This window comes from Streptomyces triticisoli (assembly GCF_003270085.1).
GTDB lineage: Bacteria > Actinomycetota > Actinomycetes > Streptomycetales > Streptomycetaceae > Streptomyces > Streptomyces triticisoli.
In genome coordinates this window covers 1-16,274 of record NZ_QFDQ01000080.1, presented here as the reverse complement: position 1 = coordinate 16,274, position 16,274 = coordinate 1, and the positions used below count along the sequence as shown (strand labels likewise).

General features: G+C 72.9%; 12 protein-coding genes. 5 read left to right on the top strand and 7 right to left on the bottom strand.

Features of this window, described 5'->3' with window-relative positions:
• Positions 1-60: 60 nt before the first annotated feature.
• Positions 61-1,005 (top strand): aldo/keto reductase, encoded by a 945-nt coding sequence (locus DEP02_RS14360; RefSeq protein WP_112467711.1) that lies wholly within the window; start codon positions 61-63, stop codon positions 1,003-1,005.
• 33 nt (positions 1,006-1,038) lie between these two features.
• Here DEP02_RS14360 and DEP02_RS14355 read toward each other — a convergent pair whose 3' ends face one another.
• From DEP02_RS14355 to DEP02_RS14340, 4 genes are all read right to left on the bottom strand, one after another.
• Positions 1,039-2,409, bottom strand: coding sequence for a PrsW family intramembrane metalloprotease (locus tag DEP02_RS14355; RefSeq protein ID WP_112467710.1), 1,371 nt, complete (start codon positions 2,407-2,409; stop codon positions 1,039-1,041).
• A 19-nt stretch (positions 2,410-2,428) separates the two neighbouring features.
• Positions 2,429-3,289: a tRNA (guanosine(46)-N7)-methyltransferase TrmB gene (gene trmB / locus DEP02_RS14350; protein ID WP_112467709.1), complete on the bottom strand. Its 861-nt coding sequence runs from the start codon at positions 3,287-3,289 to the stop codon at positions 2,429-2,431.
• 155 nt (positions 3,290-3,444) lie between these two features.
• On the bottom strand, positions 3,445-4,668 hold the full coding sequence (gene lhgD / locus DEP02_RS14345; protein ID WP_112467719.1) for an L-2-hydroxyglutarate dehydrogenase: 1,224 nt from the start codon (positions 4,666-4,668) through the stop codon (positions 3,445-3,447).
• A gap of 86 nt (positions 4,669-4,754) precedes the next feature.
• Complete coding sequence (locus DEP02_RS14340; RefSeq protein ID WP_112467708.1) at positions 4,755-6,179, bottom strand: NsdA family TPR-like regulatory protein; 1,425 nt, start codon at positions 6,177-6,179, stop codon at positions 4,755-4,757.
• Positions 6,180-6,862: 683 nt separating this feature from the next.
• Between DEP02_RS14340 and DEP02_RS14335 the strand changes: the two genes are divergently transcribed.
• Positions 6,863-8,941, top strand: a complete 2,079-nt coding sequence (locus DEP02_RS14335; RefSeq protein ID WP_112467707.1) for an asparagine synthase-related protein — start codon at positions 6,863-6,865, stop codon at positions 8,939-8,941.
• A 161-nt stretch (positions 8,942-9,102) separates the two neighbouring features.
• Here DEP02_RS14335 and DEP02_RS35320 read toward each other — a convergent pair whose 3' ends face one another.
• Positions 9,103-9,237 carry a hypothetical protein gene (locus DEP02_RS35320; protein ID WP_269809364.1) on the bottom strand — a complete coding sequence of 45 codons (135 nt, stop codon included), beginning with the start codon at positions 9,235-9,237 and terminating at the stop codon, positions 9,103-9,105.
• A 239-nt stretch (positions 9,238-9,476) separates the two neighbouring features.
• Positions 9,477-10,274, bottom strand: coding sequence for a TetR/AcrR family transcriptional regulator (locus DEP02_RS14330; RefSeq protein WP_112467706.1), 798 nt, complete (start codon positions 10,272-10,274; stop codon positions 9,477-9,479).
• A gap of 394 nt (positions 10,275-10,668) precedes the next feature.
• Between DEP02_RS14330 and DEP02_RS14325 the strand changes: the two genes are divergently transcribed.
• Positions 10,669-12,045 (top strand): NAD(P)/FAD-dependent oxidoreductase, encoded by a 1,377-nt coding sequence (locus DEP02_RS14325; RefSeq protein WP_112467705.1) that lies wholly within the window; start codon positions 10,669-10,671, stop codon positions 12,043-12,045.
• 162 nt (positions 12,046-12,207) lie between these two features.
• The gene (locus DEP02_RS14320; protein ID WP_112467704.1) at positions 12,208-13,890 is read left to right on the top strand and encodes an ATP-binding SpoIIE family protein phosphatase; all 1,683 of its coding nucleotides are present in this window, start codon (positions 12,208-12,210) and stop codon (positions 13,888-13,890) included.
• A 47-nt stretch (positions 13,891-13,937) separates the two neighbouring features.
• Here the strand turns inward: DEP02_RS14320 and DEP02_RS14315 are convergent, their stop codons facing one another.
• A complete protein-coding gene (locus DEP02_RS14315; RefSeq protein WP_198668441.1) occupies positions 13,938-15,209 on the bottom strand; it encodes an MFS transporter in 1,272 nt (423 codons plus the stop codon).
• 173 nt (positions 15,210-15,382) lie between these two features.
• Between DEP02_RS14315 and DEP02_RS14310 the strand changes: the two genes are divergently transcribed.
• Positions 15,383-15,940, top strand: a complete 558-nt coding sequence (locus DEP02_RS14310) for a MarR family winged helix-turn-helix transcriptional regulator (RefSeq protein ID WP_112467702.1) — start codon at positions 15,383-15,385, stop codon at positions 15,938-15,940.
• The last annotated feature ends 334 nt before the right edge of the window (positions 15,941-16,274 follow it).

Sequence of the window (16,274 nt, the reverse complement as noted above, 5' to 3'; positions counted from 1 at the left end):
TCGCGGCCGGGCGGAGCCGGGCGCGGAATGCCCGGCTCCGCCCGGTTGTTGATGTTGGACATGACTTCTCTGCGCACACTGGGCTCGTCCGACCTCAAGGTTTTCCCGCTCGCCCTCGGCGGCAACGTCTTCGGCTGGACCGCCGACCAGGAGCAGTCCTTCGCCGTCCTGGACGCCTACGCGGCCGCCGGAGGCAACTTCGTCGACACCGCCGACTCCTACTCGGCGTGGATCGAGGGGAACCAGGGCGGCGAGTCCGAGACGATCATCGGCAAGTGGGTGAAGGCGCGCGGCAACCGCTCCGACGTCGTCATCGCCACCAAGGTCAGCCAGCACCCCGACTTCCCGGGGCTGAGCGCCGCCAACATCAAGGCCGCGGCCGACGCCTCGCTCAAGCGTCTGGGCACGGACTGCATCGACCTGTACTACACGCACTTCGACAAGCCGGAGGTGCCCGTCGAGGAGATCATCGGCGCGCTCGACGAGCTGGTGAAGGCGGGCAAGGTACGGCACATCGCCGCCTCGAACATCTCCGCCGAGCGGCTGACGGCCTCCCTGGACTTCTCCGAGCGCGAGGGCCTGGCCCGCTACGTGGCCCTCCAGCCGCACTACAACCTGGTCTCGCGCGACACCTACGAGGGCGAGCTGCAGAGCGTGGCCGAGCGGGCCGGTCTGGCCGCCGTCCCGTACTTCGCGCTCGCCTCCGGCTTCCTGACCGGCAAGTACCGGCCCGGTACGACGGTGGACAGCGCGCGGGCGCCCCGCGCCGCCACGCACCTGGACACCGAGCGCGGCCGGAAGGTCCTCGCCGCCCTCGACGAGGTCGCCCGGGCCCATGACGCCGAGGTCGCCACGGTGGCCCTGGCCTGGCTCGCGGCCCAGCCGACGGTGGTCGCTCCGATCGCCTCGGCGCGGACGGTGCGGCAGCTGCCGGCGCTGCTGGGGGTCGCGGAGCTGCGGCTGACGGAGGAGGAGATCGGCAAGCTGACGCAGGCGTCGGCGTAGACCAGACGCCGACCGGCCTCCGGGCCGGGTCTCCTACGGCTGTGTCCGGTACGGGTTGTACGAGGGATACGGTGCGGCCTGCCCGTACGGCCCGTACCCCTGGGGCTGCACGGGCACCCCGTACACCCCATGCACCCCGTACGCCGGCCAGGGCGGCGCGACCACCGGCATCGTCATCCTGGCCGCGTGGTCCAGCGCGGGCTGCGCCACCTCCCGCCTGCGCCACAGCTCGTGCAGCAGTTCCCGCTCCCGTACGGCGAAGTCGGCGCCGGCCCGCCCCCTGCGGCCCCGGTGCCGCAGGAACGCCAGTGAGGTGGCGTACGCCTCGTACTCGGCGACCGTCCGCGCCGCGGGCTTGCCGAAGTGGCGCCGGGCGTGGTCCCGGGCCAGTCGGCGGGCCCGCAGGGAGCCGAGGGCGAGCGGTTCGGCCGGGGTGAGCCAGCCGGCGGCGGCGTATGCGGGCAGCTCCTCGCGCACGGTCCTCAGCTCCCGCTGCCGGGTCCAGATGACCAGCCAGGTCAGCAGCCCGAACGCGGGCACCATGAAGGCGGCGTAGACCGCGAGGAAGCCGTACGGGCCGAAGACCGTCGAGCCGTTCCACAGCGCGTGCATGCCCATGGCGAGCAGCAGCCCGGCCAGGGGCAGCAGCACGCGCCGCACCCGCTGGCGGTCCCCGGACAGCGCGGCGATGCCGAAGCCGATGCCGGTGAGCACGGTGAACAGCGGGTGCGCGAACGGCGACATGATGACGCGTACGAAGAAGGTCGCCGCGGTGACGGAGGCGATGCCCCCGTCACCGTTGAGCTGGTCGGTGCCGAAGGCGGTGCCGAGGTAGAGGATGTTCTCGGTGAACGCGAAGCCGGTCGCGGTCACCCCGGCGACGACCACCCCGTCGACGATGCCGGTGAAGTCGCGTCTGCGGAAGAGGAAGATCAGCAGGATGGCGGCGGCCTTCGCGGTCTCCTCCACGACCGGCGCTATCACGGTCGCGCCGAGGGTGTCCGCGCCGGACGGGTCGGCGGTCGCCGTGGCTATCCAGTAGGTGGCGAAGCTGTTGGCGACGATCGCCATGAGCGCCGCCGCGCACGCGCCCCACGCGAAGGCGAACAGCGTGTTCCGCCAGGGGCCGGGCTCGACCCGGTCCAGCCAGCGGAAGGCGGCCAGCAGCAGCGGTACGGGCAGCACCGCGAGCCCGAGCCCGACGAGGAACCCCTCGGTGCCGGTCTCCTGGCGCACCAGGGCGAGGATGACCAGCCCGGAGAGCGTGAGCAGGGTGATCAGGGCGCCGTACTTGACCCAGCGCCGCTGCCACCAGTGCGCGTGCCGCGAGACGGCGCCGGGGGGATGAGGGGGAAGAGGGGGATGGGCAGGGGAATGCGTCGGGTACGGGGGAAAGGCGACCACGGCATCGACCCTAACGAGGTCACTGCGGTTGCGGGTCTTCGTGCGGTGCGCGATCTCCGTGCGGTACGCGGCGGAAGATCAGATCGTTCACCACATGACCCTTGTCCAGTCCCTGCTCCTCGAAACGGGTCAGTGGCCGGAAACCGGGGCGGGGCGCGAAACCGCCGTCGGGCCTGGTGTTCTCGAAGTCCGGGTGCGCGGTCAGCACGTCGAGCATCTGCTCGGCGTACGGCTCCCAGTCCGTCGCGCAGTGCACGAGCGCCCCGGGCCGGAGCCGGGCGGCGGCCAGGGTCAGGAACTCCGGCTGGATCAGCCGCCGCTTGTGGTGGCGCTTCTTGGGCCAGGGGTCGGGGAAGTAGACGCGCAGCCCGTCCAGGGAGTCGGGGGCGAGCATCTCGCGCAGCAGGATGACGGCGTCGCCGTTGGCGACCCGGACGTTGGTGAGGCCGTCGTGGCCGGCGAGGTTCAGGAGGTTGCCCTGGCCGGGGGTGTGGACGTCGACGGCGAGGATGTTGGTGTCCGGGTCCGCGGCCGCCATCCCGGCGGTGGCCTCGCCCATTCCGAAGCCGATCTCCAGCACGACGGGGTGGGTGTTCCCGAACAGCTCGGTGAGGTCGATCACCCGCTGCCCGTCGATGTCCAGCCCCCACTTGGGCCACAGCCGCTGCAGCGCGTCGGCCTGCCCCGCGGTCACCCGGCTCCGGCGCGGCTGGAAGCTCCGGATGCGCCGCTCGAAGTGGGACCCGGCCGGATCGGCCCTGGGCCCGTCGGGAAAGCGCGGCTCGCCCTTGGCCCTGGTGTGCCGGATGGACACACCGGGAGTGTGCCGGGGCCGCTCGTCGGGGGCGGGAGCCTGGGGGGTGTCGAGGGAGTCAGTCACAGTGGCACCGATTTTACTGACCGGCCTTTCCGGGGCCCCCTGCTCGAAGAGCTTGGAGGAGTCCGGGGAGTCCGGGGAGTCCGGGGAGTCCGGGGAGTTCGAGGAGTTCGAGGAGTTCGAGGAGGAGGCTGTCAGCCCCCGCGCAACCGCAGCCGTCACCCCACCGCCGCCAGCACACCCAACGCCCGGCGCGCCACCTCCCGCCCGATCGGCAGCGAAGCGGTGGCCGCGGGCGAGGGCGCGTTCAGCACGTGCACGGTCCGAGCCCCCTGCCGGATCAGGAAGTCGTCCACCAGCGTCCCGTCCCGCAGCACCGCCTGCGCCCGCACCCCCGCGGCCGCCGGCACCAGGTCCTCCTCACGCACCCCGGGCATCAGCCTGCGCACCGCCTGGGTGAACGCCCCCTTCGACACCGACCGCCGCAGCTCCCCGGCCCCGTACCGCCAGTGCCGCCGCGCGATCCGCCACGATCCGGGCCAGCTCAGCGTCCCCGCCAGTTCCCGGGGCCGTACGACCCCCCAGCCGTACCCCTCGCGGGCGAGCGCCGGCACCGCGTTGGGCCCGATGTGCACACCGCCGTCGATCCCGCGCGTGAGGTGCACACCGAGGAACGGGAACGCCGGGTCCGGCACCGGATACACCAGCCCCCGCACCAGCTCCGGCCGCGCCAGCTCGTAGTACTCCCCGCGGAACGGAACGATCCGCACGCCCGGCTCGTCCCCGGTCAGCCGCGCCACCTCGTCGCAGTACAGCCCCGCGCAGTTGACCAGCACGCGCGCGCGTACGACATCGCCGCGCCCGGTCCGTACGGCCACCCCCCGCTCCGGCCGCCGGTCCACCCGCACGACCCGCGACCCGTACCGGATCTCCGCTCCCGAGGCGTCCGCCAGCTGCCGTGCCACCGCCGTGAAGTCGCAGATCCCCGTCGTCCTGACGTGGATCGCGGCCAGTCCGCGCACCTCGGGCTCGTACTCCTCGATCTGCGCGGGGCCCAGCTCGCGCACCGGAATGCCGTTCTCCCGGCCGCGCTGCACCAGCGCGTGCAGCCGGGGCAGCTCCTCCCGTGCGGTCGCCACGATCAGCTTGCCGGTGACGGCGTGCGCGATGTCGTACTCCGCGCAGAACTTGACCATCTCGGCGGCGCCCCGCATCGCGTACCGCGCCTTCAGCGAGCCCGGCCGGTAGTAGACCCCGCTGTGGATCACCCCGCTGTTGCGTCCCGTCTGGTGCCGGGCCGGGCCCTGCTCCTTCTCCAGCACGGTCACGCGCGTGCCCGGCGCGGCGCGCGTGATCGCGTACGCCGTCGACAGGCCGACGATCCCGCCACCGATCACCAGCACGTCGCAGTCGTCAGCGCTCTCCGGCCGCACCTGCTCCACCTCCCGCACCCATAGTGCACCGTGCCACTGACAATGCCTGCGAACCGTGGGGGAGGCGCGGAGGGAGGCGTGGTGTCCGGCGCGGTTCAGGCAGGTGCCACCAGCAGGGGCCGCGCCCGCTCGCGCAGCTCCGCCACACGGGGCTCGTCGCCGTAGGGCTCCAGCCGGTGCAGGAGGTCCTTGACGTACTCCGTGGTGCGCGCCGACGAGATCCGCCCGGCGACCTCCACCGCCCGCACGCCCTGCTCGCAGGCCGCGTCCAGGTTGCCCGACTCCAGTTCGGCGACCGCCGAGACGACCAGCCTGAGGCCGTGCGAGCGGACGAACTCCTCCGTCGGCTTCGACAGCGCGTGCTCGGTGAAGCGGCGGACCTGGCGGGGGGCCTTCAGGTCGCGGTAGCACTCGGCGGCGTCGGCGGCGAACCGGTCGTAGCCGTAGAAGCCGAGCCAGGACGGGTCGCTGTCGCCGTCGCGGGAGCGCTCCAGCCAGCCCTCGGCCGCCTTCAGGGCGGCGCCGGCCGCCTGGGCGTCACTCGCGCGCGCGTGTGCGCGTGCCTCGACGAGCCGGAAGAAGCTCATGGTGCGGGCGGTGGCCAGGCCCCGGTTGCGCTCCAGGGCGGCCTGGGCGAGGTCGACTCCTTCGTCGCCGAAGCCGCGGTAGGTCGCCTGCAGGGACATCGAGGCCAGGATGTAGCCCCCCAGTGGCACGTCGGCCGCCGCGCGCGCGAGGCGCAGCGCCTGGATGTAGTACCTCTGCGCGGCCTCCTGCTGGCCGGTGTCGAAGGCCATCCACCCGGCGAGACGGGTGAGTTCGGCGGACGCGCCGAACAGGGCCCGGCCGACCTCGTCGGAGTAGGAGCCGAGCAGCAGCGGCGCCGCCTCGACCCGCAGGCACTCCGGCACCATCGACGAACGCCAGTCGCCGCCTCCGTACTTGGAGTCCCAGCGCCTGGCGTCCTCGGCGGCCTCCCGCAGCTTCTGCACATCGCTGTGGCCGACTTTGACCGGTGCGCCGGGGCCCTCCGCGGGGCCCGCCTCGCGCGCCACCGAACTGTCGGCCGGGGTTATCAGCCACCGTGACGCGGGTGTTGCGTACGCGCTCACCGCGAACGATCCGGCGAGTGACTGCCAGATGCCGCCGGAGCCGGCCCGGCGGCCGGCGAGGTCGAGCCGGTACAGCTCCGTCGCCGACTTCACCGCCTGGCCGACGTCCCTGGGAAAGGCGAGGCCCACTTCGGGTGCGGGATCCGCGTCCGCCAGGCCGATCTCGTGGAGCGGCACCGGGCGGCCGAGTTTCTGTCCGATGGCGGCGGCGATGAGGTGCGGCGCCGCACCCTGCGGCACCATCCCCTTCGAAACCCAGCGCGCCACCGAGGTCTTGTCGTAGCGAAGCGTCAACCCGCGTTGGGCGCCGAGGTCGTTGACGCGCCGCGCGAGTCCTGCGTTGCTGATTCCCGCGAGGGCGAGAACGGTGCCGAGCTTTTCGTTCGGCCCGCGTTGCTCCCTGGACATGCGCCACCCCTCGACACAGACGGCTGCCGCACTGGCATAACCACGCAGCATTCGTAAACCCAGCGTAGTTCGCCGCATCCCAAGCGTTAAGGGGCATTCTTCCGGATGGCGGGATTGTGGCCCGCACGGAAGTGCGGGGCCTGCACGCAGGGTTGCGGTGTGCTCCCGGTGTGTGGCCGTGCGCCCGTCCGTGCGCTCTTCTCCGGCCACCGGGGGAGCGGTTCCATGGTGCTGCGTGGGTCGGCCCGCTGTACTGGATCCAGTGGGCTGGGGGACACCGCCGCCTCCATCCCCGCGGGCGGCGGAACGGTCCGGGAGGCGAACTCCGCCTCCCGGACCGTCTGTTGTCCGCGCGATGCGCACGACGTGTACGGAGCGTGCGGCACGCCTGTCCCCACGATGCCGAATTGGCCGAAAATCGACCCTGCTTTCCGCCCTGGATTGCGGCTCCCACCACGGAACTTGCGGGCGCGAAGGGTATTGATAGGAGCGCATCAGGGGGCGCATTCGCGCCGCAGCAGCCTTGTGCGGTAGGGGCGTTCGCCACCGTCCGAGCAGGCGTGCGGGGGCGCGCGCAGTGCACCGAAGGCGGCTCCGCCTCCCTACCGGCACGCCTCCTTCGTGGCAGCATGGGGAACCGGTTCGTGCGGTGCACTGGTTGCCCACAGGCTGTGGAGGCGTCGATGCGGTGGTTGGTGGGATGGAGCAGCACCGCCGCGGGGACCGCCGGGACCGGCTCCGCGGGCGCCACCGGATACGACGGACAGACCGTGCATCCGGTGGGCTCCCAACTGCTGTGGGGCGATCCCGACCCGCTGTGGGCGGTCGGCGACTGGCGTCCGGACGAGATCCGGGTGGTGCGGGCCGACGACCGGACCGGCATCGCGGTGCTCGGCACCTGCGGAGCCTCCGACGAACAGCTGCGGATCGGCCTGCTCGCCGCGCGCGGCGGCGCGCTGCGGCACCTGACCGCCTGGCCCGGCAGCTACACCGCCGTCGTGCGGGTGGGCCGCCGCGTCACCGTCTGCGGCGATCTCGCCGGCGCCCGCCCGGTGTTCCACACCCCCTGGGCCGGCGGCACGGCGTACGCGACGGCCGCGCTGCCGCTGGCCGACCTCGTCGAGGCCAACCTCGACTTCGGGCACCTGGCCGCCCTGCTGGCCGCCCCCGACGTACCGGCCGCGCTGCACGACTCCACGCCGTACGACGGCGTACGGCGCATTCCACCGGGGCACGCGCTGATCCTGCGCGCGGGGGCGCGTGAGGTCGCCGGGTACGAGCCGGTCGCCTCACTCGCGGTGGCGGCGCCCCCCGCCGACCCGGACAGCGCGGTCGCCGCGGTGCGCGACGCGCTGGTGGAGGCCGTCCGTACCCGGCTGTCCGCGCCCCGGCACGTGCCCGACCTCGACCCCGGCCCGGTGCCCGGCATGGGACCCGCCGAGCGCCGCGCGGCCCGCGGGATGCCGGTTCCCGGCATCGGCGCCGACCTGTCCGGGGGGCCGGCCTCGGGCACACTGGCCCTGCTCGCCGCAGGGCTCCCCGGCATGCCGGGCACCCTCCTGGGCCACGGCACCGGAGCCGGCGAGCGCCTGCTGGCCGTCACCTTCAACGACCTCACGGCTGCCGGACGCGAGGCCGAACTCGAGCGCGCCGGAACACTCGCGGCGGGCCCGCGCCTGCACCACGTGGTGGTGACCGGCAGCGAGGACGCACTGCCCTACGCCGACCTCGACGGCCCCCTGACCGACGAACCGGGCCCGTCCCTGGTCACGGCGGCACGGCACCGGGCGCGGCTCGCCTCCGGCAGCGCCGACCACATCACCGGCTACGGTGCCCGGCAGGCCCTGGACGCCCACCCCGCGCGCCTGGCCGACCTGCTGATGGACCGCAAGCGCCGCCATCTGGTCCGGCCCGTCGCCGCACTCGCCAAGGCCGACGGATCGGTCATGGTCCCCGCGCGCGTGTACAGCGCGGCGCGACGACTGGCACGGGCCCCCTACCGCGCGGGACTCGACCTGCTCGCCGAGCGACTGCTGCACCGCCGCTTCGACGAACCCCAGGGTGCCGTGGGGGCGTCGCTGGCCGCCCTCACCTGGGCCAGACCCGGGCCCGCGGCCCGGTGGCTGACCGGGGAGGCGCTGGCTGAAGTATCGGTTCGCCTGCAGGGGGCGTCGAGCCGTTCCGCGGTGGGGCCCGGGCAGCGGCCGGGCGACCATCGCGCGCGTGCCGCCCTCGCCCGGCAGGCGGCGGACCTGCGCGTCCTGGAACAGGCCGCCGAGATCCGCTCCCAGCGGCTGCACATGCCGTTCCTCGACAACCAGGTCGTCCGCGCCTGCCGCGCCCTGCCGGAGGCCCTGCGGGTGCAGCCCGGCGCGCGGGCGGCGATCCTGCGTACGGTCCTCCAGGGCGCCGGAGTGGGCGATCTTCCGCCCGGCTGGGGCGCCCCCTCGCACGCCTCGGCGGCGGCCGCCGCCCGCACGGGCCTGCGCGTGGCCGTCAACGACCTGGTGGACCTCTTCGCCACGCCCCTGCTCGCCGAGGCCGGCCTGGTGGAGGCCCGCGTGGTCCGCAAGGCCCTGCGCGCGGCGGCCCAGGGCGAACCACTCCCGCTGGACGGCCTCGCGGACCTCGTGTCCCTGGAACTGTGGCTGCGCCGCCTGCTCTCCCGCCGCGGCACCTGCTGGACCGGCACACCCGCGCGTGCCCGCGCGGTACCGGCGGGAATCGCCCCGCAGCGGAGCGCACTGGCCTCCGGCGGCTGAGCGGACACGGCCCGGTGGCCCACGAGGTCCGCGGGGACGGGAACGGGAACGGCAGGACCGGCGACGCTGTCCGCCCCGGAGCCCACAGGCGCATCCTGTCGGTGCACACGGAAAGGGCATGGAGAAGGGCACGGCGAAGGACACCCCGCCGACCCCGGCCGTCAGGTCGTCGACCCGGCTCCGGCGCCGTGGGCGGAGCACACGCGGTCGAGGCCGGCGGCCGCGGAGCAGCCGCCGTACCCGGTCACCGCGCGCATCCGCCCGATCAGTTCGGCGCCGGACGACGGCAGCTCCACCGAGGACGGCCGGCACGCGCTACTCGCGCTGCGCGCGCACCGCACCCCGCGCCGGGGAGGGACCGCGCGAGCGCCGACCACGACTGCCGTACCGCCCGCCGACCGGGCCCCGGCAGCAAGGCTTCTTCACCCGCCGGCAGGGCCTTGCCATACCAGCCGGCAGGGCCTTGCCGTTCCGCGGGAGCCGGCCGTCACCTGTACGAGGAGACCGCGCACCCGGACCCGGAGCCGCACCCGGCTCACGCCGACCGCGAGCGCAGTCCCTCCAGCAGGATGTCCAGCAGCCGCGCCGACGCCGCGGCCTGCTGGGCCGCGTCCGGCAGCGAGGGGGCCGCCGTGGCGATGACCAGCAGTACGTCCGACACCGACACGTCCGGCCGCAGTTCGCCCGCCGCGCGCGCCCGCTCCACGAGCCGCCCCACGACCTCGAGCAGCTCCGCCACCCCGGCGTCGTCGTCCGCCGCACCGTCGGGCACGAACCCGAGCTCCCCGCCGCCCGGCTGGGGCCGCTGCTGCGGCAGCCGTGCGGCGGCCGTCTGGCCGGCACCGCCGGAGCGTTCCTCGGCGACGCCGACCCGCAGCACCCGCGGCGGCAGCAGCCGCCCGGCGCCGGACGCCACCGACGTGCGCAGGAAGCGGGAGAGCGCCGACCACGGCTCGTCCTCCTGGCCGAGCGCGGCCCGCGCCTGGTCGGTCAGCCGGGAGGTCTCCTCCTCGGCTATCCGCCGCACCAGGACGTCCTTGCTCGGAAAGCGCCGGTACACCGTGCCGACGCCGACCCGCGCGCGCCGCGCCACGTCCTCCATCGGCGCGCCGTACCCCAGCTCGCCGAAGACCTCGCGCGCCGCCCGCAGCACATGCTCGAGATTGCGCTGCGCGTCCACGCGCAGCGGCGTCGTCCGGCCCGGCCGCGTTCCCTCCCCGCGCCCGTTGCCCGCCACCGTGCTCATCGCCCCGCCGGCCGGCGCGACGGCGGACGCGGTGGCCGCGACGGACGCGGTGGACGCGGTGGACCAATGAGTGTCCTGAATGTGCATAAGTGATCCCCCGGTAATGACGTCTCCCCCCGGAGACTCTCCCCGTCCCTGATTCCGGGATGCGCACAGCGGAGATCGCGCACGACCGGGCCCGCCCCCGAGATCCGGTGGTACTCCGCGGGCTCGCTCGACCACATCCCCCACACCCCGTCGACATACGAACATAGTTGAGCGGGAGTCAATTCAGAAGGGGCAGGTTCCGCACGGAGCGCCCCCCGATCGGAGCACGAGCCGCATACGTCCGGATTGTGCCCCCCTCCGCACCCACCCCACACCCGCTGACCTGCACCCCTCCCCCTACAGCGGTATTTCGGCCAACCCCGCGCCGCCCCGACCGGCGGTCACACAATTTGCCGGGCCTGTGGACAAACGACTGCGTCCGGTGCGTCATGGGATGGTGAAGGAACGTGCGCGCATTCTCGTTGTCGGCGGCGGCTACGTCGGGATGTACACGGCCCTGCGCCTGCAGCGGACGATGAAACAGGAGCTCAGGCGGGGCGAGGTCGAGATCACGGTGGTCACGCCCGACCCCTACATGACCTATCAGCCATTCCTGCCCGAAGCCGCCGCCGGCGCGATCTCGCCCCGACACGTCGTCGTACCCCTGCGCCGCGTCCTCGACCAGTGCCGCATCATCGTCGGCGAGGTCACCTCCATCGACCACGCGCACCGCACCGCGACCCTCACCACTCTCGCCACCGAGGAGACCGGGGGCACCGAGAAGCTGACGTACGACGAACTCGTCCTCGCCCCGGGCTCCGTCTCGCGCACCCTGCCCATCCCCGGTCTTGTCGACTACGGCATCGGCTTCAAGACCGTCGAGGAGGCCATCGGCCTGCGCAACCACGTCCTCGAACAGATGGACATCGCCTCCTCCACCCGTGACTCCGAAGTGCGCGACGCCGCCCTCACCTTCGTCTTCGTCGGCGGCGGCTACGCGGGCGTGGAGGCACTCGGCGAACTGGAGGACATGGCCCGCTACGCCACGCGCTACTACCACAACGTCAAGCCGGCGGACATGAAGTGGATCCTCGTGGAGGCCTTGGACCGGATCCTGCCCGAGGTCGGCGAGGAGATGGGCCGCTACACCGTCACCGAACTGCGCCGCCGCAACATCCAGGTCCTGCTCCGCACCCGCCTGGAGTCCTGCGTCGGCCGGGTCGCCGTCCTCAGCGACGGGCAGCGCTTCCCGACCCGTACGGTCGTGTGGACCGCCGGCGTCAAACCGCACCCCCTCCTCGCCGCCACCGACCTGCCGCTCAACGGACGCGGGCGGCTGAAGTGCACCGCCCAGCTGACTATCGACGGCGTCGAACACGCCTGGGCCGCGGGCGACGCCGCCGCCGTCCCCGACGTCACCGCCGCCGAACCGGGCAGCCTGACCCCGCCCAACGCCCAGCACGCCCTCCGCCAGGCCAGGCTCCTGGCCGACAACATCGGCCACTCCCTGCGCGGCGAGCCCCTTGAGACGTATGCGCACAAATACGCCGGCTCGGTCGCCTCGCTCGGACTGCACAAGGGCGTCGCACAGGTCTACGGGCGCAAACTGAAGGGCTACCCCGCCTGGTTCATGCACCGCGCCTACCACCTCAGCAGGGTGCCCACCTTCAACCGCAAGGCCCGGGTGCTCGCCGAATGGACGCTCGCGGGACTGTTCAAGCGGGAGATCGTCTCTCTGGGTTCGCTCGAACATCCCAGGGCGGAGTTCGAACTCGCGGCCGGTGGAAAGCATCCTCTCGACCCGAACATCAACCCGAAAGGGTCGTCCTGACCGGACCGAGGAACTTCGACGTACGCCCCGGCGTCCCACGGATGACGCATTCCCGCTGTGACACACCCCCGGGGCGGTAAGAATGTGCGGCACCGCCGCGCGGCCCCAGATTCCCGGCCGGGCCCGGAGCCGGCCTGAGACGACGACACGAGGCAAGGATTCGTGAACTTCACGCGCTGGAGCGCCCGGCTCCCCGGCATCCCCGGAACGCAGCGCCGCGCCGCAGCGCGGACCGAGCTCGCGGCCCTCCCGGCCCGCCGGGCGGACGGCTCCGTGCCCGCGGCCCGCGCCGAACAACTGACCGACGAGCCAGTACCGGTGCCCGCCGTCGACGCGCTCCCCGCGCGCGAGGTCCTCGACCGCGTCCCGGCCCTCGTCGCCCTCGTCCACGGCCCCGACCACCGCATCGACTACGTCAACGACGCCTACGCGGCGGCCTTCGGCGTACGCCCCCTCGGCGCACCCGCCCGCGAGGCCCTGCCCGAACTGCGCGAACTGGGCCTGCTCCCGCTCCTCGACCAGGTCCTGCGCAGCGGCAGGCCCCGCACGCTGAAGTCCCGCAAGGCCGTCGACGGCCGCTCGTACACGTTCACGTGCACGCCGGTCGCCGAAGGCGACCACCACACCGAGGGCACCGGCGTGCTGGTCTTCGCCACCGACGTCACCGACCACGCCGAGGCCGCCGAACGGCTGCGCGCCAGCGAACGCCGGCAGCGCGAGACCGCGGTCACCCTCCAGCGCTCACTCCTCCCCCAGGTCCTGGAGCAGCCCGACGACCTGCGCATCGCCGCCACCTACCAGCCGGGCGGCACGGAAGCCGCGGTCGGCGGCGACTGGTACGACGTCATCACCCTCGGCGGCGGCCGCACGGCCCTGGTCATCGGCGACGTGATGGGACGCGGAGTGCGGGCGGCCGCGGTCATGGGCCAACTCCGCACCGCGGTCCGGGCGTACGCCCGCCTGGACCTCCCCCCGCACGAGGTGCTCCAGCTCCTCGACGGCCTCGCCATGGAGATCGACGCCAACCAGATCGCGACCTGCGTCTACGCCGTGCACGACCCCAACGAGGGCCGGCTGGTGTACGCCTCCGCCGGGCACCTGCCGATTCTCGTCCGCGACGAGAGCGGCACCGTCCAGCGCGCCGACGAACCCACCGGCCCGCCGCTCGGCACCGGCGGCTGGGTGCACGCCTCCGGCTCGGTTCCCCTGGGCCCCGGCTCCACGGCGGTCCTCTACACCGACGGCCTGGTGGAACGCCGCGACGAGGACCTCGACGAGGGCATCGCCTCCCTGGGCCGCGCCCTGGCCGGCGCCACCGGCACCCCCCAGGTGATCTGCGACCGCCTGGTCCGCTCGGCCGGCGTCCAGGCCGACCACGACGACGACGTGGCCGTCCTCGTCCTCCAGCACCCCGCCCGCACCGGCCCGGACAGCGAGCTCTTCCGCAACGCGGCCCTCGAACTGCTCGGCGGAGTGGAAGCGGCCCCACGCGCGCGTGCGTTCGCCTCCGGCGTCCTCACCAGCTGGCGCTTCCCGCCCGACCTGCACGACCTGGGCGTCCTCGCCGCGAGCGAACTGGTCGCCAACTCCCTCCAGCACGGCACCCCGCCCATGCGCCTGCGCCTGCGCCGCACCGACCGCCGCCTCATCATCGAGGTCACCGACGGCGACGACCACCTCCCCCGCCGCCGCCGCGCCACCCCCGCCGACGAGTCCGGCCGCGGCATCGCCATCATCGCCACGATCGCCACCAACTGGGGCTCCCGCAGAACCCCGGGCGGCGGCAAGGCAGTCTGGTGCGAGTTCACGCTCCCGCGGGGGGAGGGACGGACGGGGAGCCGGTGACGGTCGTTTCGCGACGGGCGGGCGGGTGGGCGAAGCACGGACGGAGGTCACGCCTCCGCAGCCACCGCCCCCGTCACCGCTCCACCCCGCGCAACCACCCGGCTCCGCACGGCCCACGGATGGTCCTGAACCAGGGTCAACCCCCGCCCCAACCGCAGCGCGAGCACGCTGATCAACAGCGAGAACACCAGAAACGTCACCACGTACGGCCCAGGCAGCGAGGCCCCCAGCGGCCCACCCACCGCCGGCCCCAGCGCCAGCGCCAACTGCTTCACCAGGGCGAAAGCCGAGTTGTACTGCCCCGCCATCCCGTCCGGCGCCAGATCCGCCACCAGCGGCGCGACCGTCGGCGACAGCATCGCCTCACCGAGCCCGAACAACGCGTACGTCGACACGAACGCGGCCGTGGCCATCACATGGCTGCCGTGCCCGAGCCCCGCATACGCCGCCGAGGCCCACGCGAGCGCCCAGATCAGCCCGACCGCCGCGATCACCCGCGACCGCCTCCGCCGCTCGACGAACTTCAGCACGGCGAACTGCGCCACCACGATCACCAACGTGTTCGCGGCCAGCGCGGTCCCCAGCATCGACGTCGAGATACCGGCGGCCTCCACGCCGTACGCGCTCAGCCCCGACTCGAACTGCCCGTAGCAGGTGAAGAACAGTACAAAGCCCAGCACGCACAGCTGCACCATGGCCCGGTTCCCGAGCAACTGCCTCCAGCCGGTCTTCGCCGACCCCTCGGCCCCCGCCGACGCGTCCCCGACCCGCGGCGAGCGCGGCATCCGCACCGTCGACATCAGCACGACCAGCGTCAGGAACACCGCCGCCTCGATCGTGAACAGCAGAGTGAAGGAGGAAACCCGAGTGGTGTCGACGAGGTAACCCCCGATGAGGCCGCCCACACCCAGCCCCAGGTTCTGCAGGAAGAACTGCGTCGCGAACGCCCGCGACCGCGTCCGGTCCGTCGAGCAGTCCACGATCATCGTCGCCAGCGCCGGCTGCATCACGGCCTGCCCCGCGCCGAGCGCCGCCGCCGACAGCAGTACGGCTCCGGCACCCGCCGCCAGCCCCAGGCTCAGCGCGCCCAGCGCGGCCGTGACCAGGGCGGCGAGCAGGACCGGCAGCGGGCCACGCAGCACGATCGCCCGGCCGGCGAACGGCAGCACGATCAGTGCGGCCACGGCAAAGACGGCGAGGACGAGCCCCGCCGTCATGGCTCCCAGCCCCCGCACCTGCGCCACATAGACGTACAGGTAGGGGACGGTGAAGCCGAGCCCGAACGCGCTGAGTGCGCTGCCCACGTGGATCCGGCGCATCGCTGCGCCCATCGCCCTGGTCACGTTCACCTCTTTCTTGCTCTCTTGTCTCTCTTGGTGGATGGTTGAAGTGCTCAGCAGTTAGAGCTGAAGACTTAGAAGCTAAATTTCGACGCTGAAGAATACATCTCGAAGGACTTCGATGCCAAGCCGAGGCGTGCCATACTGCGCCCATGGGCGACACTCCCGGCACCGGCACCGGTGCTGAACCAGCACTCGAAGAGCAGATCGCCGCTTACCAGCGCGAGTTCCAGGACCTCGACCCCCAGGTCGAGCAGATCGTCTCCGCGCTGTCCCGGCTCAACCGCCGGATGAACGTCGCCTACGGCCGGCAGACCGCCGAGCTCGGCATCACCAACGCCGACTGGGAGGTCCTCAAGGCCCTCGTCCTGTCCGGCGCCCCCTACCGCATGGGCCCGAGCGACCTCGCCAAGCGCCTCGGCCTGACTCCGGCCGCGATGACCCACCGCATCGACCGGATGGTTGCCGAGGGCCTGGTCACCCGGGAGCGCGACGAGTCCAACCGCGTCCGTGTCATCGTGGAGCTGACCCCCGCCGGCCGTGAGAAGTGGCTCGAGGCCATGCGCCTGGCCACGGTCTTCGAGGGCGACCTCCTGCAGGACCTGTCTCCGGCGGAGCGCACGGCCCTCGGCGAGGCCCTGATCAGGCTGCTCCGCCGCGTTGAGCACGCCCAGCCGGACGCCGGCGGGCGGCTCAGCGACCTCGACTGAAAATCTTGACCGAGGGCACTTGACAGTCCCCGGCCGGATCCGTAACGTTCTTCGGGTTGCCGCAGAGGCGTAACGGTTCTACGGCAGCACCTCCCGCCGCACAAGCGGCACCCAAACCACAAGCACGATCTCCCAGACGGGTTGTTTTCGGCGTGCCCGAAATTCAATTCACCGGTGGGGCTCGTCGATTCCGAGCCGGAACCCCGAGGGTCCGATTGGGAATCGCCGAGAGGATCCGCTAAGGTTTGAAACGTCGGAACGGCCCAACGGCCGTGATGACAAACCCCGCTGACTGGGGATCAGGTCGGAAAAGGATCTGGTAGAGTCGGAAACA

What these genes read in the sequence shown, in the direction of transcription:
- DEP02_RS14330 (WP_112467706.1), bottom strand. Translation starts at nt 10,274, where the DNA reads ATGCACATTCAGGACACTCATTGGTCCACCGCGTCCACCGCGTCCGTC.
- DEP02_RS14335 (WP_112467707.1), top strand. Translation starts at nt 6,863, where the DNA reads ATGCGGTGGTTGGTGGGATGGAGCAGCACCGCCGCGGGGACCGCCGGG.
- DEP02_RS14325 (WP_112467705.1), top strand. Translation starts at nt 10,669, where the DNA reads ATGGTGAAGGAACGTGCGCGCATTCTCGTTGTCGGCGGCGGCTACGTC.
- DEP02_RS14315 (WP_198668441.1), bottom strand. Translation starts at nt 15,209, where the DNA reads ATGCGCCGGATCCACGTGGGCAGCGCACTCAGCGCGTTCGGGCTCGGC.
- DEP02_RS14360 (WP_112467711.1), top strand. Translation starts at nt 61, where the DNA reads ATGACTTCTCTGCGCACACTGGGCTCGTCCGACCTCAAGGTTTTCCCG.
- DEP02_RS14310 (WP_112467702.1), top strand. Translation starts at nt 15,383, where the DNA reads ATGGGCGACACTCCCGGCACCGGCACCGGTGCTGAACCAGCACTCGAA.
- DEP02_RS14340 (WP_112467708.1), bottom strand. Translation starts at nt 6,179, where the DNA reads ATGTCCAGGGAGCAACGCGGGCCGAACGAAAAGCTCGGCACCGTTCTC.